This is a genomic window from Mucilaginibacter conchicola (genome assembly GCF_003432115.1).
Taxonomy (GTDB): Bacteria; Bacteroidota; Bacteroidia; order Sphingobacteriales; family Sphingobacteriaceae; genus Mucilaginibacter; species Mucilaginibacter conchicola.
Genome location: NZ_QWDC01000002.1, coordinates 671,491 through 690,614, shown reverse-complemented (window position 1 = coordinate 690,614; position 19,124 = coordinate 671,491). Strand labels below are relative to the sequence as shown.

Genomic DNA, 19,124 nt, shown 5'->3' with positions numbered 1-19,124 from the left:
GCGGTTTATTGTTTCATTATTCATATCACGACTAAAAATGTTCAGTATAAGAAAATGCTGGCTGCTTGTTTTATTGCTGCCGGCTACCGTTAATGCACAAAACCCTAAGAGCATTGGCTTAAACACGCTCTTAGATAAAGTATCATCCAACGCCCCCGCTTTAATGACCGATGCGGCGGCTATCCAGATAAAACAGGCGCAGGCCAATGATGTAAAAAGCAATTGGCTACCCTCACTTAAATTAAATTACCAGGCCGATGTGGGTACCAACAACAACGTTGCCGGGCCTTATTTTGCCTATGGTATAGTTCCGTCAAATTCGCGCGGGGTACGTACGGAGAGTAACTCATCAGCAACGCTGGTAAATCTCGGTATTGCCGCCCTTGACTGGGAAGTGTACAACTTTGGCGCCTATGGTGCAGCAAACAAAGCTGCCGCCGCCGATGTGGATGTAGAGCAAAAGCAATTTGAGCAATCAAAATACACGCTTGAGGCTACCTCTATTGATAGCTACCTGCAATTAGGCCTGTTGCAGGACCTCATCACCATACAGGAGCGTAATATTAAGCGCAACCAGGAAATAAGACGATCTATCCAGGCACTTGCCCGCAGCGGTATCCGTGCTGGTGTGGATACCAGTATTGCCGAGGCAGAAATTTCAAAATCGAGGTTGACTTATATCGACCTGGTGAACCAGAAAAAGCAGATCCAGATAAGATTATCGGCCTTAAGTAATATCCCTGCTGACAGTATTATTGCCGATACCACCACCCAGCAAACTCTGGCAAAAAATACCGCCGAGTTTAGCTTGTTTAATGCCGATACGGTAAACCATCCGGTTATCAATTACTACCGCTCGCTTTACAACAGCAGTGTACAGAAAGAGAACCTGGTAAAGAAAAGCTACTCGCCAAAAATTATGTTAGAGGCCGCTGCCTGGGGCCGCGGATCGAGTATTGATGCCAACGATAAATTTGGCCCGCTGGGTACCGGTTGGGGTTTTGACCGTGGTAACTACCTGGTGGGCGTGGGTATCAGCTATAACCTGTTCGATATCAACAAACGCAAGCTTAAATTAAATACCCAAAAGGCAAGCACCGTTTACGCGCAGAAAAAGCTGAACGAGCAAAAAGCGCTGATTGCTGCGGGCAGTAGCCAGGCTGATGCCAACGTAGCTTCGGCGCTTGACCGTTTGCACGAAATACCGAAGCAATTAACTGCAGCCAATGCGGCTTACCGCCAAAAGTTCAGCCTTTATAAAAACGGGTTAACCGATATCATTGAACTAAACGCAGCGCTTAACCTGCTTTACCGTGCCGAGAACGATTACACATCGGCAAAATTCAGTTACTGCCGTGCGCTGTTCCAGAAAGCGGTGATAGAGAATCAGGTTAGTGCCATCTTAAATCTTTTAAAATAATCAGGATAACAATATGTCAATGGTTACATCAGCACTTAAGCGGCCGGTTACCACGGTAATTATCGTGGTGAGCTTGCTGATATTTTCAGTGCTAAGTGCAATAAAAATTCCAATAGATATTTTCCCTCAGCTAAACATGCCCACTATGTACGTAATAGAATCGTACGGGGGGATGTCGCCGCAACAGATGGAAGGTTTCTTCTCCACCCGTTTGCAGGATCAGTTCCTTTATGTAAACGGTATAAAAAGTATTACCAGTAAAAATATACAGGGCTTAACCCTGCTAAAACTCAGTTTTTACGAAGGTACCGATATGGCCGAGGCCTCGGCACAGGTAGCCCTGCAGGTAAACCGGGCAATGAAGTTTTTCCCGCCCGGTGCATTGCCACCACAGGTATTACGTTTCGATGCCTCATCATTACCTGTAGGCCAGCTGGTAATGTCTTCAAAAACGCGTAGTTTGAAAGATATATATGATCTGGCTACTACGCGCGTAAGGCCAACGTTCTCGTCGGTAGCAGGTTTATCAGCACCGCCACCGTTTGGGGCCAACTCGCGCTCTATCATTATCAGCGTTGATCCTAATAAACTGCGTAGTTACAGTTTAACACCCGATGAGGTGGTGGCTGCCATGGCCAAATACAACGTAATGTCGCCGTCAGGTAACCTGCGAATGGATAATACCATGTTTGTGACCACCATGAACACGCTCATCAAAAATGTAGATGAGTTTGGCAATATCCCGGTGGTTACCAAAAACGGTACACCTGTATTTATTAAAGATGTTGCCCGCGTTGCCGATGGTGCCGACGTTACCGTGAGTTATGCTTTGATCAATGGCAAACGTTCAGTATACATCCCTGTGGTAAAAACGGCCGATGCTTCTACCTGGTCGGTAGTGCAATCGCTTAAGGCTAAGCTTCCGGATATCCAGAGTTTATTGCCCGATGATGTGAAAGTATCATACGAGTTCGACCAATCGGTATTCGTGATCAACGCGGTAAAAAGCTTAATGACCGAGGGCGGCCTGGGTGCCTTGCTTACCGGTTTAATGGTATTGCTTTTCCTGCGCGACTGGCGGAGCAGTCTTATCGTGGTGATCACTATCCCGGTTTCTATCCTTATCGGTGTAATGCTGCTGAGTATATTCCACCAAACCATCAATATCATGACCTTGAGTGGTTTGGCACTGGCAATCGGAATCCTCGTCGACCAGGCAACGGTGACCATAGAGAATATTCACCAGCACCTCGAAATGGGTAAATCCAAGCGGCTGGCCATTTATGATGCCTGTGAGGAGATCTCGTTCCCGCTGTTGCTTATCCTTTTGTGTATCCTGGCGGTGTTTGCGCCATCATTTATGATGAATGGTGTACCAAAGGCCATGTTCCTGCCGCTGTCGCTGTCTATCGGTTTAACCATGATCGTGTCGTACATCATTGCCCAAACTTTGGTGCCGATACTCAGCAACTGGCTGATAAAAGCCGAACAATATCAACACTACCATCACGAAGAGGTGCACGCCCATGCAGGCGAGGGTTTAGACCACCAGGAACGCGGGCAGGTAAACTCTCATACCAAAGAAGAACAGGAGCATCCCGAAAAGAATGATCTGTTTGAGCGGGTAAAAATGCGTTTCATGAATATCATTAGCAATTGGATGCCGAAGAAGCGTGCTATTGTGCCGGTTTACCTGGTGGCGGTATTTGTGCTGGCGGGTATTTGCTACGTGGTGATAGGTAAGGATATGATGCCGAAGCTGAATAACGGCCAGTTCCAGATCCGCATAAAAGAACCGGATGGCACCCGCCTGGAGCGCACCGAGGCCAAGTTTAAACAGGTGCTGAGCATTATTGATAGTACATCAAACCACCACGTGGCCATCAGCTCGGGCTTTGTGGGATTGATACCCAGCAGCTACGGTGTGAGTAACCTTTACGTGTTTAACACCGGTACGCACGAAGCTGTGATACAGGTGAATTTGGACGAGGATTACCATGTAAACATGGATGACTTTAAAGAAGCCCTGCGCAAGAACATGGCCTACTCGCTTCCCGAGATGCGCATAACTTTTGAGCCGATAGACATGACCGAGAAGATCATGAGCCAGGGTGCATCAACACCTATTGAGGTGACGGTTGCGGGTAAGGATGTAAGCCAAATACAAAGCTACAGCACCAAACTGGTTGATAAGCTGAAGCAAGTAGATTATCTGCGCGATGTGCAGATCAACCAACCATTGCGCTTCCCTATCATCGCCATAAAGCTTGACCGTTTGAAGATAGCCCAGATGGGATTGAACATTACGGATATTGCCCGCTCGGTTACAGCCAGTACATCATCAAGCCGTTTTACCGAGAAAAACCAATGGCTGGATGAGAAAGGTGCCAACACCTACCAGGTGCAGGTGCAAGTGCCCGAGTTTGTAATGAACACTATGGACGAGCTGCGCGAGATCCCGCTGGTACGCGGCCAGAGCAGCCCGGTATTGGGCGATGTGGCCGAGTTTAAAACCAACTACGTCCCCGGTGAGTATGACCGCCGCGGGCCACGCCGTTACCTGACAGTTAGTGCCAACATCAACCATAAAGATCTGGGTACCGCAACCACAGCCGTGCAAAAAGCCATAGATGCGATGGGCACCCCGCCAAAAGGTGTGGTGGTACGCACCGAGGGTATGTCAAACCTGTTAACCGAAACATTGGACAGCTTACAGAACGGGTTGGCGTTCGCCGTATTGGTGATATTCCTGTTGCTGGCGGCTAACTATCAGTCGTTAAAAGTATCGCTTACGGTACTTTCAACTGTGCCTGCGGTAATACTGGGATCGTTGGTAATGTTGTTAATAACAGGCTCTACCCTCAATTTGCAATCGTACATGGGCATGATCATGTCTACCGGTGTATCGGTAGCCAACGCAATTTTGATCGTTACCAATGCGGAGAAATTAAGGCTGGAATATCGTGATGCTACCCGCGCATCGGTCACCAGTGCATCCATCCGTTTAAGGCCGATATTGATGACCAGTTTAGCCATGATAGCCGGTATGATCCCTATGGCATCGGGTTTGGGCGAAGCAGGTGAACAATCAGCGCCGCTTGGCCGTGCGGTGATAGGCGGGTTGATCGCATCTACCATAGCTGCGTTGTTCATTCTGCCGCTGGTGTTTGCCTGGGTGCAAAACAAAACTACCTACATATCGCCATCACTTATGCCCGATGATGCTGAAACCGAAATCCAACTTAAAGAACCTCAATACAATGAAATATAAGATAATAATGATAGCTGCCGTTGCAGCACTGGCAGCCGGTTGCGGCGGCGCACAAAAGCCCGTTGACATAACAAAAGCCGAAGGTAAAGAGACCGCTAAAGACGCAAGCAAATTTGAAACAGGCACGGTGGTAGAAAAAGCCCTGTCGAGCTATGTGCGCCTGCCCGGGCAATTAAAACCATTTAACGAGGTTAACATATTTGCCAAGATAAACAGCTTTGTGAAACAGATCTACGTTGACCGCGGCTCGGTAGTGCACAAAGGCCAGCTGATGGCCGTTTTGGAAGCACCGGAGATGGTATCGCAGTTACAGGCAGCCAATGCCCGTTTGCTGCAAGCCCAGGAAAGTGCCGGCGCGAGTCGCGAGAAATATCGCCGTTTGAAAGAGGCCGCGAAAGAGGCCGGTGCGGTTTCGCCTTTGGATTTGGATAATGCTTTGGCCAAAATGAAAGCCGACGAAGCCGTTGCGCAATCTGAGAGGTCAAACGTAACCTCGATGAAAGATGTACAAGATTATCTGAACATCCGTGCGCCGTTTGATGGTACTATTGTGCAACGTAATGTTTCGGCAGGCGCACTGGTTGGTCCGGGCAAATCTGGCGACCAGCCTATGCTGGTTCTGCAGGACAACCAAAAGCTGCGTTTAGAGGTAATGATCCCCGAGAACTATGTGGATAAAGTAGACCTGAAACAGCAGGTAAGCTTTGTTTTTAACGCCATCCCGGGCAAGCAGAACAGTGCCTACATCAGCCGCTCGGCAGATGCTTTGGGAACCATGCGCTCTGAAGCCATTGAGATAGATGTGATAAACAAAAGCGGCGCCCTTAAGCCAGGTATGTACAGCGAGGTAAAGATACCGCTGCGCTCTGGTGCTAAATCATTGTTAGTACCAAGCAGCGCCATCGTGCAATCAACAGAAAGGCAATATGTGGTGCGGGTGAAGGATGGCAAGGCTGTATTCTCTGATATTAAGGAAGGCATTAGCACCGGTGATTCAACCGAGGTATTCGGTAACGTAAAGGCCGGAGAGAAAGTGGTACTCCACGCGGGCGATGAGCTAAAAGAGGGAACAGATATTAAGTAGCTCCTGGCGGCTCAGCAAATGTAAATTAACGGGAATAATTACCACGTAAACAATAGCGCCCTTAATAACTAAGCCGCCTTACGAAAGTAAAGCGGCTTAGTTGATATTGCCTGACAGCGTGCTGCTTAGGTAAATTTAACTTAATGCTTGCTTAGCAAATACTTAATTAGGTAGCTTAACAAGCAGATTGCCGTTTAGCGAAGCGCTGCTTGCGATTAGTTTACCATCAACCCAAACACATAATTTGCTTTGATTGCCGGATTTTTTGGCATCCCAGTCTTTTTTCCAGATGATATCAACATCGTGGTTATGGTAGCGGATATTGCCAAGGTAAAAATAATCCCATTTGCCATTAGGTAGCAGCGGTGCTACGGTAAAGCTGTTGTTGTGCGATGCCTTAAAACCCAGCAGATCTTCAATAATGATATCCGGGAAGGTAGAGTGGAAATAATCCTGTTCGCCACCGAAGGTTTTGCCATCGCTTGGTATATACCACTCGCCTATATTAAGTTGTTTATCGCCGTGTAATTTGGCCAGTTTTTCAATATGATCTAACAGGAGTTCTTTCTCGGCCTGTGTACTGTTCTTTTTATAATCCCTAAGGTAATTTGCGTAGCCCTTATACACTACTGAGTTTTCAAAAGGCCATCCGCGGCCATTCCAGGCGTAGGCACGCTCGTTGTAGTAGGGGTGTTGCTGCTCTGCGGTGGTCATGCCGGATGTATTGTAGAAACCCTTGCGCGACGAGAACATTTCCCATGCTTTGCCGTACTCTGTATAATTTTTGCCGGGGATGAGATCAAAATACCAGGGCGTATAGCCCACCGATTCGCGCACTTTTGCTTCATAGTCATGAGCACCATATTCATTGTCGCCGGCACTTAGGGTATTAAAAAACTGTTCATCTTTATCCCAAAGCACATTAAGCACTTTTTGCTGTAGGCGCTCAGCCTTTTTAGCATACATACTTGCCTTTTGTGCTTTTTTATCCTGCGGGTATATAGCCTCATCAACCGCGTATAAAGTGGCTAATGATTGCAGGTTACCGTACATGTAGCTATTGATAGATGGCCTTGCCAGGTAAAAATCAGGATAGCCTTTGCGGAAAGCTTTAGGATACTCTTTAGCCTGTTCTGATTTTGCCGCATTGTTATCGGTGCCCCATCCCAGGTAGTAATTGCGCCAGTTATCGGCGGTGTAAAGGCTGTAAGCTCCATCGCTGTGGATCAATCCTAAAACTGCCGAAAGACTAAATTCCATACCATCATACAGGTCTAAGATCTTATACATACCTGCTGTTTTGGCCGCCGGGTTTTTAACAGTGAACAGGCTGTCCCATACCTGCTGATGCTTCTCCAGGTAGGGCAGCTCGCTATGCAGCCATTTGTTATCGGGATGGATCTTAAGGAAAGCATCAACCCCGTTTATCATCCAGCTCGAAAAATGGTGGCTTTCCGGGCGACTCATATAGGTTAGGAAGTTGCCGTTCTCGCGCTGGTTAAGCTTTGATGCCGAGCCTTTCATAAAATAATCGGCATAAGATCTCAGGAATTTGCCGTCGCGCAGCCATCGTACATCATAAAACTGCTGGCCTGCGGGGCAGGTAATTGCCCCGCTGAGCGATGCCCATGGGCGCGGGCCAAAAAATTCTGTTACTACCCAGTACTGTTTATTGTCGTAAGGGTCGTTATACTGTTTCAGATGCTTGCTTATCATCCACCAACGGTAGTTATATACCTTGTTAATAGTGCTGTCTGACGCAAGAAACAATGGCGTATTTTGAAGCAAGAAAGCTTTGTTGTTGGTTTTATTAAAAGGCCCGTCAGACTCGGGGCGGTCTGTGTAATTGTTAAACTCATCAACCTGGGCAGACAGCTTAAGCCTGGCCGCCGCTTTTAGTTTTAAAAGCTCCTTGTTATATACTTGTTGTTGCGCATAACAAACTGATGTAGAGCAGAACGTTACCAATAGAGCAATGGCGGTTAGCAAACGCAATTGGTTGCACAGTTTAAATGAGTTATTCATACGTACAACAAAAAAACTAATATATACTGATAATTACACACAATTAAACAACATCGTTAAGAAACAGGCATACTGAAATTTATAAAAAAATAAAGGCCGGTTATTTACTCCCGGCCTTTATTTTTGATGCTTTAAGCAGAAACCTATCGGGCTATGTTAAAGCCATAAGCAGCTCTTATACCTGTGAAAAAGTTAAAATCGCGGTTAACGCTCATACCTTCGTAACGAATGCTGAGGTCTAAATAATTTTTATTTTTTGATGGGATAAGGATACCGAACGATGGCGCAAAATTAAATAGGGCACCCTTTATCTGGTATGAGTCTCTTACAAAAAGGTTAACATCATCAATACCTTTTACACCAAGGCCAATGGTAGTACCTACTTCGCCTGCTAAATACACATAATCAGAAAGGCCAAATTTCATCCCAACTTTAATAGGAATAAAGTTTGCGCGTACGTTAACCGGGGCATTGTTGCCGGGTAAAGCCACTTCGCCTTTAAAGGTATTGTAACCGGCACTTACCAGAAGGCTTTTGTATTGTGCAACGCCAAACCTGTATCGTAACGCACCGCCAAAACCGTTCTTGTACACGTTTCCAAAATCGCCGCCACCCGGTAGTAGATACTCTGCGCCTACTTCAAATGCATTTGTGCGGGTTTCAACGCCGTATACGTTTGTGCGCTTATCCCAACCGCCGCCCTGGTCTTGTGCTGATGCTCTAAAACAAAAGAATGTTCCGAAAAGAATAATGAGGAGTAATTGTTTCTTCATATATTTTATATTGTGATAATTAACTTCAATGATACAAAATTAACGGGATATCTACCCTCTGCTATTTTGATGGATTAAATCAATTCTGAACAATAAATCATACTATTGCATAAGAATGCAGCACACCATCCTCATCATCGACGACGAAAAGAAACTGAACGATCTGCTCTCGCGCATTATCGGGCTGGAAGGTTTCAGGGTGTTGCAGGCTTTTACCGGTAAAGAAGGCCTTAAGCTGCTACAGCAGGAAGATGTTCTGCTGGTACTAAGCGATGTAAAGTTACCCGACGTAAATGGCGTTGACTTGGTGAAAACCATTAAAGAGAAGAGGCCTTACATAGAAGTAATTAACCTTACGGCCTATGGTACTATTGCCGATGGCGTAAAAGCTATCCAGAACGGTGCTTTCAACTACATCACTAAAGGTGATGATAACGATAAGATCATCCCGCTTGTAAGCCAGGCAATAGAAAAAGCTGTATTGCAGAAGCAGGCTTTTGATCAGCAAAGGAAAGCAGGCGCTAAAGTTAGTTTCGCCAATATCATTGGCAATTCAAAAGCTTTACAGGAAGCTGTCTCCCTTTCTCGCCGCGTTGCAGTAACCGATACCACTGTTTTGCTTTTGGGCGAGACAGGCACAGGTAAAGAGGTTTTTGCATCAGCCATCCATCACGAGAGCGAGCGCAGGCAGATGCCATTTGTGGCTATTAATTGCAGCAGTTTTACGGCTGAGCTTTTAGAAAGCGAATTATTTGGTTACAAAGCCGGCGCCTTTACAGGTGCCTTAAAAGATAAAAAAGGTTTGCTGGAAGAGGCACAGCACGGCACCGTTTTTTTGGATGAGATAGGCGAAATGAGCCTCGATCTGCAGGCCAAACTGCTGCGTGTGCTGGGAAGCAAAACCTATATCCGCGTTGGCGATACACAGTTAACCAAAGTGAACATCCGTATCATAGCTGCCACCAACCGCGATCTGCAAACGGAAGCCGAAGCAGGTCGTTTCAGGCTCGATCTGTTTTACCGCTTATCAGTCTTCACCATCACCCTGCCATCACTGAACGAGCGGAAGGCTGATATTGCACTGCTTGCGAATTACTTCCTCAAGGATTTCTCGGCCAAAGCCGGTAAGAAACAACCTAAAATGGATGAGGAGTTTGCGTCGCTTCTGAACAGCCACAACTGGAAAGGTAATATCCGCGAACTAAAGAACGTGATGGAGCGCGTAACCATACTGGCAGATAGCGATACCCTCACTGCCGACTTGCTCCCGCCCGATTTTAAATACTCCAACACCGACCCCAATGCCGTTAACCTGGCCACCATCGAGCGCCAGCACATCCAAAAGATCCTGGCCCGTACCCACGGCAACAAAGCGGAGACCGCCCGCCTGCTCGGCATTGGCGTAACCACACTTTACCGCAAGCTGGACGAGTACAAGATCAACTAAGAAATTCTAAAAGCCAAGCCCAGTGCGATTCCCCTCTCGAGAGGGGTGCAGGGGTGTGTTCTTTAAGCGATATAACACCCAACGCTTGCGGTAGCAATTAAAATCATTTCATCATCCCAAAATGATATTAAACCCTTCCAAAATGGAAGGGTTTTTTGTTGGTCGATATTTTGACTATATGTTATTTTATTGAAAATCAATTAGTTAAATAATTGACAATCCCGCTGGCATCCCCGTTGCCAATGGTGGTGAAAACAATAACAAAAATGATCACCATCGCCCTTTTGCTTGCATTGCTGGTTTGCTGCAGGTTCTTCTTTAAATCAATCGACTGGTTCGAAAAAATCTGACACATCATGATCGCACTATTTATCATTTCCATTGCAGTGTTTGCATACATGGTGTATGTACTGCTTAAACCCGAAAAATTTTAACACAAAATGAATACTGAACTATCGGGGATCTTAGTCTCCTTTACAATAACGCTGCTTATTGCCATACCGCTGGGTAAGTACCTGGCCAAAATGTTCGCCGGTGAAAAGGTGTGGACCGATTTTATGAAGCCCATAGAAAGCGGCATCTACAAACTATCAGGCATCAACCCTAACCAACCCATGAACTGGAAACAGTTTTTAAAAGGCATGATAACGCTCAACTCGCTGTGGCTCATCTATGGTTTCTTTATGTTGATGTACCAGGACAAGCTCCCGCTAAACCCGGATGGTAATCCCGGCATGTCGGCCGATTTGGCTTTTAACTCTATCGTCAGTTTTGTGGCCAATACCAACCTGCAGCACTACAGCGGCGAAACAGGTGCTACCTATCTTATACAACACTTTGTGCTGATGTTTTTACAATTCACAAGTGCAGCTACAGGTATAGCCTGTGCGGTGGCAGTATTTAAAGCCCTGCACGATAAAACCACTACCGACGTAGGCAACTTTTGGGTTTACCTGGTTCGCGCAATTACACGATTGCTATTGCCGCTATCAGTAGTTATTGCCTTGATATTGGCTTTTAACGGAACACCTGCAAGCTACGCGGGCAAAGATCAGTTCATCTCTATGCAAGGCGATACGGTAAATGTATCTCGCGGGCCGGCAGCGCAATTCATCGCTATCAAACACCTGGGTACAAATGGTGGCGGCTGGTTTGGTGCAAACTCGGCGCACCCGTTGGAGAACCCTAATTACATCACCAACATCACTGAGATCGTATCGCAAATGATCATCCCAATTGCAATGGTGTTGGCCTTCGGGTATTTCATCCGCAGGAAGAAGCTGGGCTGGGTGATATTCGGCGTGATGACGTTGGGTATGTTCATGCTGATGATCCCTACCATAAGCAGCGAGCTTGGCGGTAACCCTGCCATCGCTAAAATGGGCATCAGCCAAACCACCGGTGCTATGGAAGGTAAAGAGGTGCGCATTGGCCCTATGGCTACCGCTTACTGGAGCACGCTCACTACCATTGTATCAACCGGTTCTGTAAACGGTATGCATGACAGTACCATGCCTTTGACGGGCTTATGGCAAATGCTGGGCATGATGATCAACTCCTTTTATGGCGGTTGCGGTGTTGGGGTGTTGAACTACCTCATCTATCTCATCATTGCAGTATTTATCTCCGGCCTTATGGTTGGCCGTACGCCCGAGTTTTTAGGGCACAAGGTTGAGGCGCGCGAAGTAAAAATTGCTGCTTTGGTAACATTGCTTAGTCCGTTTTTAATATTGGCAGGCACGGCACTTTCCAGCTACGTGTTCACCAATCACGGTGCGGCCGACTGGGCGGTTAAGCCTTCGGCATGGTTAAATAACCCAGGCTACCATGGTTTTTCGGAGATGTTGTATGAGAACACTTCATCTAACGCTAACAACGGCTCCGGTTTTGAAGGCCTGGGCGATAACAATATTTTCTGGAACGTTTCAACTGGCTTGATCATCTTGCTGGGCCGCTTCCTGCCGATAGTCGGCCCGGTGGCTATAGCTGGTTTGCTTGGGCAAAAGAAATTCATCCCCGAATCTGCCGGTACGCTTAAAACCGATACCATAACCTTTGGTATGATGACCCTTGCGGTGATATTGGTGCTCAATGCATTATCATACTTCCCGGCGCTGGTTTTAGGCCCTATAGCCGAACACTTTTCAATGCTTAAATAATGCCTCACCTTAAATCTCTCCAAAAGAGAGGGACTAAAGAATTAAAATGAAAACTTCATCTAATAAATTATTTGAACCTGCTTTAGTGCAAACCGCGCTGAAGGAGTCGTTCATCAAACTTAACCCTAAAACCATGATGCGCAACCCCGTGATGTTCACGGTGGAGATTGGCACGCTCATCATGTTATATGTAACCTTTTACAGCTTTACACATGCAAGCCAGGGTTCGTTTGCATACAACTGCAGCATATTTATCATCCTGCTGCTCACCCTGTTATTTGCCAACTTTGCCGAGGCTATCGCCGAGGCGCGGGGTAAGGCACAGGCAGACAGCCTTCGCAAAACCCGCGAAGATACACCTGCAAAAGTGCTGCTCGAGGATGGATCGGTAACCACCCGCTCATCAAACCAGTTGCTTAAAGGAGATGTGTTTGTTTGCGAGGCCGGCGATACCATCCCTACCGATGGCGAGATCATCGAGGGTTTAGCTACTATCGACGAATCGGCCATTACCGGTGAATCCGCTCCTGTTATCCGCGAGGCTGGTGGTGATAAATCATCGGTAACAGGTGGTACAAAAGTACTGTCAGACAATATAAAGGTGGTGGTAACCACCCAGCCTGGCGAGAGCTTTTTGGATAAGATGATTGCCCTGGTAGAGGGTGCATCGCGCCAAAAGACACCTAACGAGATCGCCTTAACTATCCTGTTAGCAAGCTTTACACTGGTGTTCATTATTGTGTGTGTAACCCTGCAACCATTTGCAGCCTATGCTAATACCACCATCACTATTGCTGCGCTCATCTCGCTGTTTGTATGTCTGATCCCAACAACCATTGGCGGTTTATTATCTGCCATTGGTATAGCCGGTATGGACAGGGCGTTGCGGGCCAACGTGATCACCAAATCGGGCAAGGCAGTTGAAACTGCAGGCGATATCGACGTATTGTTGTTGGATAAAACAGGCACCATTACCATCGGTAACCGCAAGGCCACTCACTTTTGGCCGGCTCCGGGCATTGCCCAGGATGATTTTGTAAGAGCTTGCGTGCTATCATCATTAGCTGATGAAACACCTGAAGGAAAGTCTATTATAGAGTTAAGCCTCTCCCCGACCCTCTCCAAAGGAGAGGGGGTTGAAAGAGAACTCCATAAACTGGTTGATCAATATAAAGCCCTCTCCTTTGGAGAGGGTTTGGGTGAGGCATTTGAGTTCATCAAATTCTCTGCTGAGACCCGTGCCAGCGGTATCAATACGCCAGATGGTACGCGTATCCGCAAAGGTGCTTTCGACTCGATCAAAAACATGGCGATCAATGCCGGACACAAGTTTGATAATGAGATAGAAGAACGTGTGAAAGCCATTTCCTCAAAAGGTGGTACCCCGCTGGTAGTTGCCAAAAACGAAGAGGTGATGGGTGTGATAGAACTGCAGGATATCATTAAGCCGGATATTGCCGAACGTTTTGAGCGCCTGCGCAAAATGGGTATCAAAACCGTAATGGTAACCGGGGATAACCCGCTCACTGCAAAATTTATTGCTGAGAAGGCTGGTGTAGACGACTTTATAGCCGAAGCAAAACCTGAAGATAAAATGCGCTACATCAAAGCCGAGCAGGCCGCCGGTAAACTGGTAGCCATGATGGGCGACGGTACTAACGATGCCCCCGCCCTTGCCCAGGCCGATGTGGGTGTAGCCATGAACAGTGGCACCCAGGCAGCTAAAGAAGCCGGCAACATGGTCGACCTGGATAACGACCCTACCAAACTGATTGAGATCGTGGAGATAGGCAAGCAATTGTTGATCACCCGCGGCACGTTGACCACTTTCTCTATCGCGAACGATGTGGCTAAATACTTCGCCATTGTGCCCGCCTTGTTCATCGCATCTATACCGGCTTTGCAGGCTATTAATATCATGCACCTGCATAGTCCGGAGAGCGCCATCCTGTCGGCAGTGATATTCAATGCTATCATCATCCCGATGCTGATACCGCTGGCTTTAAAAGGCGTGGCTTATAAGCCGATAGGCGCAAGTGCCCTGTTACGCCGTAACCTGCTGATATACGGCTTGGGTGGCGTGTTGGCACCTTTCATCGGTATCAAATTAATTGACTTATTAATCTCTGTAATGATATAATTACCCCTACACCGTCACGAGCTGAAAGCTCGCGACGGTGTAGGATTTCTAAAACATAAAATCTAAAAAGCAATGAAAACGCTCATACAATCCATCAGATTAACCCTTGTGTTAACTGCATTATTGTGCATCATATACCCTGTATTTATCTCCTTCGCCAGCAAGCTGTCAAAAGGCAAAGGCGGTGGCGAAACCATTTCTGTAAATGGTAAAGTGGTTGGCTATGCCGCTATAGGCCAAAAGTTTGATCAGCCCAAATATTTCTGGAGCCGCCCGTCGGCAGTAGGTTACAATGCTGCCGGTTCAGCGGGCTCCAACAAAGGCCCTTCTAACCCCGATTATCTGAAAGAGGTTAGCAACCGTATTGATACCCTGTTGAAATACAACCCCGGCATTAAACGCAGCGATATCCCTGCCGATCTGGTAACCGCATCAGGTAGCGGTTTGGATCCGGATATCTCGCCGGATGCTGCCCGCGTACAGGTGAAGCGTGTGGCCGCCATCCGCAAACTGGATGAGCAGAAAGTTGCTGCCCTGGTAAAAAGCCATACCGAGGAGCCAATGTTCGGCCCGGCAAAAGTGAATGTGCTGAAGCTGAATGTGGCTTTAGATGAATTAAGGTAAACCCCTAACGTCATGCTGAACTTGTTTCAGCATCCCACAAGCCGAGTCGCGTGAAAAGCTTAGCAAATGAGATCCCGAAACAAGTTCGGGATGACGTGACTATTGAACTATATCATCATGAAAAAAATCATATCAACATATATCCTCTCCCTTTGCATAACCTCATTGTTTGCACAGGACACCGTGAAAAATAACTTAACCATTAGCGGTTATGCCGAGCTATATTATGGCTTTGATTTTAATAAACCGGCTAATAACACCCGCCCGGGCTTTGTGTATTCACACAACCACCATAACGAGGTGAATTTGAACCTGGGTTTTATAAAAGCCAATTATGATAACGGCAACATTCGCGCAAACCTGGCTTTAATGGCTGGTACCTACGCCAACGCTAACCTCGCTGCAGAACAGGGTGTATTTAAAAATGTGTTTGAGGCCAATGCAGGCATCAAATTATCTAAATCGGCTAATTTGTGGCTGGATGCCGGTACCTTCTCATCACACATTGGTTTTGAAAGCGCCATCTCTAAAGATTGCTGGGTACTTACCCGGAATATCGCATCAGAAAATACCCCTTATTATGAATCGGGTGCTAAGTTGACTTACGCGACCAATGATGGTAAGTTAACTTTAACGGGTTTATACCTTAACGGCTGGCAACGCATCAGCAGGCAGGATGGTAACAGTAGCCCCGCCGGTGGTGTGCAGGTTACCTATAAACCAACAAATAGCATCACGCTGAACTACAGTAACTACCTCGGTGCGGAAGGTGCGGATTCTGTCCGCGTGCGCCGTATCTATCATAACTTCTATGGCATATTTCAGTTGAGCAATAAATTCGGGATCACTGCCGGGTTTGATTATGGGGTGCAGCAGAAAGCTAAAGGAAGCGATGATTATAACCACATTATCTCGCCGGTTGCTATTGCCCGTTATCAGTTTGCCGCTCAATGGGCTTTGGCCGGCAGGTTTGAATATTACCAGGATAAGAACGGTGTTTTTATAGCCACCGGGACAACCAACGGGTTTGATACCAAGGGATACTCACTCAACATAGATTACGCGCCAATTAAAAATGCACTGATCCGACTTGAAGGAAAAGTGTATGATAGTAAGGACGAGATATTTGTAAAACAAACCGGTTTAAGCAACCATAGTCCGTTGGTTACAGCAAGTTTTGCCGTATCTTTTTAAGAGATAAACATCAGCCAGAAAATGCCAGAGGAAACAAGCAACGGTAATTCGGTAAAGGATTTTATTGATCTGGTGAAGAAGTCGCGCCGGGGTAAGCTCAAAGTTTATATTGGGATGAGTGCCGGCGTGGGCAAAACCTACCGTATGCTGCAGGAAGCGCATGCGCTGAAACGCAATGGCATAGGCGTACAGATAGGTTTTGTAGAAACACATAATCGTGCTGAGACCCACGCCCTGCTGGCGGGTCTCAGTGTTATCGAACGCCGTAAAATATTTTACAAAGGCAAAGAACTGGAAGAGATGGACCTGCAGGCCATCCTTAATAATCACCCAGAAGTAGTGGTGGTTGATGAGCTGGCCCACAGCAATATCGAGGGCAGCAAAAACGGCAAGCGCTGGCAGGATGTGTTCGATATCCTTGAGGCAGGCATCAGCGTAATTACCGCGGTGAACATTCAGCACCTCGAAAGTTTGAACGAGGAAATTGAACAGATCACGGGCATCCCTATTACCGAACGCATCCCTGATAAAATACTGGAAAGTGCAGATGAGATTGTAAACATCGACCTCACGGCCGATGAACTGATAGACCGGCTAAAGGATGGTAAGATCTACGATAGCTCTAAAATAAAACGCGCGCTGGAGAATTTTTTCCAGAACGATAAGATCTTGCAGCTACGCGAGATAGCTTTGAAAGAAGTTGCGCATTACCTGGAGCGGAAGATAGATATTGAAGTACCGAGGCAGATCAAACTCAGGCCCGAGCGCTTCCTCGCCTGTATCTCCACCAATGCCGAGACGGCCAAAATTGTGATCCGTAAAACTGCGCGACTGGCATCGTATTATCGCTCGCCGTGGATAGTTTTGTATGTGCAGCAAAGCAGCGAAAGTATGGAGCGCATAAAACTGGATAAACAACGACATTTGATCAATAACTTTAAGCTGGCCATTGAGTTGGGTGCCGAGGTGATCAAATTAAAAAGCGACCGCATTACCCAAACCATAATGCAGGTGGCCGAAGATCGGGATATCACCACCATTTGCATTGGCAAGCCGCATTTAAACCTGTGGCAGGTGATCCTGAAAACAACGGTATTTAATGAGCTGCTGAAGAACATAGCAGCCCGCGAAACTGATTTAGTGATACTATCATGAAAGTAAAAAATAAACTGCGCCTGGGCTTCGGCTTTTTGTTTGTGGTGGTGATGTTTTTCGGCGCATCGTCGCTTTATTACATTAACCAGATCTCAAACAGCGCAAAAGGCATCCTTAAGGATAACTACGAAAGTTTAAGCTATTGCCGCGAGATGCGCAGTATTCTGGATGATAACCAATTGCCGCTGAGTGCATCGCTCTCTGCAAAATTCAACTCGGCATTGGTTAAAGAGGAACATAACCTTACCGAAAAAGGTGAACGTGAGGCTGCTGACAGTCTGCGCAAAACGTACGAATTATTACAGGCCACACCGAATGTCATTGTTAACACTAATCTATCTGAGCGCCAAGTGCGCAAATACCTGAGGCAGGTTGAGGCCATCAACATGAAAGCCATTGTGCGCAAAAATGATATGGCACGCACATCTGTTGATGAATCGCTTACTATTCTCGGCTTTGCAAGCTTGCTGGCTTTTGTTATCCTGTTCACGTTTACGGTCAACTTCCCCGGTTTTATCATCGATCCGCTAAACAGGTTATTGTCGGGTATCCGAGCTATCGGGCCAAAAAATTACAAAGAACGCATCCATTTTGATAAAGACGATGAGTTTGCCGAGGTAGGCAAAGCCTTCAACGAAATGGCCGAACGTTTGAACGAGTGGGAGAACAGTAACCTGTCAAAGATCATGTCTGAAAAGGTACGGATAGAGACCATCATCGAGCAGATGCATGATGCTATTATCGGTATCAACGAGAAGCAGGAGATCCTGTTCATCAACACCGCGGCAAAGAACATTCTGAGCATCAACACCGATAAATTAAAAGCAGGTACCGTTGCAGAGATCGCTAAGGATAATGACCTTTTTAAATCGATAACTGCCGAAAACAAAGCAGGCAAGCCATTTAAAATTGTGGTTGATGGCAAAGATTCTTACTTCCAGTTAGAGGCACGTGAGATCAATGTGCCTAACATGGATAACAATACTTCACGACCATTAAACATCGCCAAAACATCGGCAGGCAAAGTGTACATCCTACGCAACATCACTGAGTTTAAGGAGCGCGACGAGGCCAAAACCAATTTCATTGCTACCATATCGCACGAGCTGAAAACGCCTATCTCATCCATTAAAATGAGCTTAAAGCTGATGAAGGATGAGCGCATAGGCAAGATAAATACCGAGCAACAACAACTGCTGGAGCACATCAGTGACGATAGCGAACGTCTCTTGAAAATCACCAGCGAATTGTTGGAGCTTTCACAGGTAGAGACCGGCAATATACAACTGAACTTTATCCCCGTAAAGCCAGAGCAGATCGTAGAGTATGCCATTGCCTCGGTAAGTTTTCAGGCAGAGCAAAAAGGCGTTAAGATCGAGGTAGTAAAAGATGCCAGACTGCCCGATGTAAATGCCGATGTGGAGAAAACCGCCTGGGTGCTGGTCAACTTTTTATCGAACGCGTTGCGCTATAGTTCGGAGAGGTCAAAAATTACAGTATCTGTGAAAAGCACAGGTAACGGCGTAGAATTTTCCGTAACCGATACCGGCAAAGGCATCGAAGAAAAATATCAGAAGCGTCTGTTCGACCGCTATTTTCAGGTACCAACAGACGGGCAGAACAAATCGGGCTCAGGCTTGGGTTTGGCCATTTCCAAAGATTTTATTGAAGCACAGAATGGTAAGATCTGGCTCAAGAGCGCCATTGGCGAGGGCAGTACTTTTGCGTTTAGTTTGCCGGTTAATGGTTGATAGACAGTTTGTTTTGTTAAAGTATGTTAAAAGGAAAGCGCAATAGAGCTGATTAGTTAATTTAGTTTTGGTAAGGAATAT

14 protein-coding genes are annotated in these 19,124 nt (G+C 46.6%); 11 read left to right on the top strand and 3 right to left on the bottom strand.

What is annotated here, in order from left to right; genetic code table 11:
* The first annotated feature begins 37 nt into the window (after positions 1–37).
* Genes D0C36_RS12750 through D0C36_RS12740 form a run of 3 tightly spaced genes read left to right on the top strand, consistent with a single transcriptional unit; the run spans position 38 to position 5,775 of the window.
* Positions 38–1,420, top strand: coding sequence for a TolC family protein (locus tag D0C36_RS12750; RefSeq protein ID WP_117392010.1), 1,383 nt, complete (start codon positions 38–40; stop codon positions 1,418–1,420).
* A gap of 19 nt (positions 1,421–1,439) precedes the next feature.
* Entirely contained in the window at positions 1,440–4,691 is a 3,252-nt protein-coding gene (locus D0C36_RS12745; protein WP_317126772.1) for an efflux RND transporter permease subunit, read from the top strand.
* On the top strand, positions 4,681–5,775 hold the full coding sequence (locus D0C36_RS12740) for an efflux RND transporter periplasmic adaptor subunit (RefSeq protein WP_233524480.1): 1,095 nt from the start codon (positions 4,681–4,683) through the stop codon (positions 5,773–5,775). Before D0C36_RS12745 ends, D0C36_RS12740 begins: the two co-directional genes overlap by 11 nt.
* Positions 5,776–5,937: 162 nt before the next feature.
* Here the strand turns inward: D0C36_RS12740 and D0C36_RS12735 are convergent, their stop codons facing one another.
* Both D0C36_RS12735 and D0C36_RS12730 read right to left on the bottom strand, forming a co-directional pair.
* A complete protein-coding gene (locus tag D0C36_RS12735) occupies positions 5,938–7,800 on the bottom strand; it encodes an MGH1-like glycoside hydrolase domain-containing protein (RefSeq protein WP_199502014.1) in 1,863 nt (620 codons plus the stop codon).
* A 143-nt stretch (positions 7,801–7,943) separates the two neighbouring features.
* The gene (locus tag D0C36_RS12730) at positions 7,944–8,573 is read right to left on the bottom strand and encodes a hypothetical protein (protein ID WP_117392008.1); all 630 of its coding nucleotides are present in this window, start codon (positions 8,571–8,573) and stop codon (positions 7,944–7,946) included.
* 115 nt (positions 8,574–8,688) lie between these two features.
* On the opposite strand from D0C36_RS12730, the gene D0C36_RS12725 reads away from it, so the two are divergent.
* Entirely contained in the window at positions 8,689–10,020 is a 1,332-nt protein-coding gene (locus tag D0C36_RS12725) for a sigma-54-dependent transcriptional regulator (protein ID WP_117392007.1), read from the top strand.
* Positions 10,021–10,216: 196 nt separating this feature from the next.
* Here D0C36_RS12725 and D0C36_RS24790 read toward each other — a convergent pair whose 3' ends face one another.
* Complete coding sequence (locus D0C36_RS24790) at positions 10,217–10,420, bottom strand: hypothetical protein (protein ID WP_233524479.1); 204 nt, start codon at positions 10,418–10,420, stop codon at positions 10,217–10,219.
* On the opposite strand from D0C36_RS24790, the gene D0C36_RS24950 reads away from it, so the two are divergent.
* From D0C36_RS24950 to D0C36_RS12690, 7 genes are all read left to right on the top strand, one after another.
* Entirely contained in the window at positions 10,407–10,454 is a 48-nt protein-coding gene (locus D0C36_RS24950; protein ID WP_394339845.1) for a potassium-transporting ATPase subunit F, read from the top strand. The genes D0C36_RS24790 and D0C36_RS24950 overlap by 14 nt on opposite strands.
* 6 nt (positions 10,455–10,460) lie before the next feature.
* Positions 10,461–12,179 carry a potassium-transporting ATPase subunit KdpA gene (gene kdpA / locus D0C36_RS12715; RefSeq protein WP_117392006.1) on the top strand — a complete coding sequence of 573 codons (1,719 nt, stop codon included), beginning with the start codon at positions 10,461–10,463 and terminating at the stop codon, positions 12,177–12,179.
* 46 nt (positions 12,180–12,225) lie between these two features.
* Positions 12,226–14,319, top strand: coding sequence for a potassium-transporting ATPase subunit KdpB (kdpB, locus tag D0C36_RS12710; protein WP_117392005.1), 2,094 nt, complete (start codon positions 12,226–12,228; stop codon positions 14,317–14,319).
* A gap of 72 nt (positions 14,320–14,391) precedes the next feature.
* Positions 14,392–14,943 (top strand): K(+)-transporting ATPase subunit C, encoded by a 552-nt coding sequence (locus D0C36_RS12705; protein ID WP_117392004.1) that lies wholly within the window; start codon positions 14,392–14,394, stop codon positions 14,941–14,943.
* 117 nt (positions 14,944–15,060) lie between these two features.
* Entirely contained in the window at positions 15,061–16,137 is a 1,077-nt protein-coding gene (locus D0C36_RS12700; protein WP_117392003.1) for a porin, read from the top strand.
* 21 nt (positions 16,138–16,158) lie between these two features.
* Complete coding sequence (locus D0C36_RS12695; RefSeq protein WP_117392002.1) at positions 16,159–17,292, top strand: sensor protein KdpD; 1,134 nt, start codon at positions 16,159–16,161, stop codon at positions 17,290–17,292.
* The gene (locus D0C36_RS12690) at positions 17,289–19,043 is read left to right on the top strand and encodes an ATP-binding protein (protein ID WP_117392001.1); all 1,755 of its coding nucleotides are present in this window, start codon (positions 17,289–17,291) and stop codon (positions 19,041–19,043) included. Before D0C36_RS12695 ends, D0C36_RS12690 begins: the two co-directional genes overlap by 4 nt.
* The last annotated feature ends 81 nt before the right edge of the window (positions 19,044–19,124 follow it).

Coding starts and splice junctions, on each gene's coding strand:
- D0C36_RS12725 (WP_117392007.1), top strand. CDS start 8,689: ATGCAGCACACCATCCTCATCATCGACGACGAAAAGAAACTGAACGAT.
- D0C36_RS12750 (WP_117392010.1), top strand. CDS start 38: ATGTTCAGTATAAGAAAATGCTGGCTGCTTGTTTTATTGCTGCCGGCT.
- D0C36_RS12735 (WP_199502014.1), bottom strand. CDS start 7,800: ATGAATAACTCATTTAAACTGTGCAACCAATTGCGTTTGCTAACCGCC.
- D0C36_RS12745 (WP_317126772.1), top strand. CDS start 1,440: ATGGTTACATCAGCACTTAAGCGGCCGGTTACCACGGTAATTATCGTG.
- D0C36_RS12740 (WP_233524480.1), top strand. CDS start 4,681: ATGAAATATAAGATAATAATGATAGCTGCCGTTGCAGCACTGGCAGCC.
- D0C36_RS12700 (WP_117392003.1), top strand. CDS start 15,061: ATGAAAAAAATCATATCAACATATATCCTCTCCCTTTGCATAACCTCA.
- D0C36_RS12690 (WP_117392001.1), top strand. CDS start 17,289: ATGAAAGTAAAAAATAAACTGCGCCTGGGCTTCGGCTTTTTGTTTGTG.
- D0C36_RS24790 (WP_233524479.1), bottom strand. CDS start 10,420: ATGTATGCAAACACTGCAATGGAAATGATAAATAGTGCGATCATGATG.
- D0C36_RS12705 (WP_117392004.1), top strand. CDS start 14,392: ATGAAAACGCTCATACAATCCATCAGATTAACCCTTGTGTTAACTGCA.
- D0C36_RS12695 (WP_117392002.1), top strand. CDS start 16,159: ATGCCAGAGGAAACAAGCAACGGTAATTCGGTAAAGGATTTTATTGAT.
- D0C36_RS12730 (WP_117392008.1), bottom strand. CDS start 8,573: ATGAAGAAACAATTACTCCTCATTATTCTTTTCGGAACATTCTTTTGT.
- kdpA (WP_117392006.1), top strand. CDS start 10,461: ATGAATACTGAACTATCGGGGATCTTAGTCTCCTTTACAATAACGCTG.
- kdpB (WP_117392005.1), top strand. CDS start 12,226: ATGAAAACTTCATCTAATAAATTATTTGAACCTGCTTTAGTGCAAACC.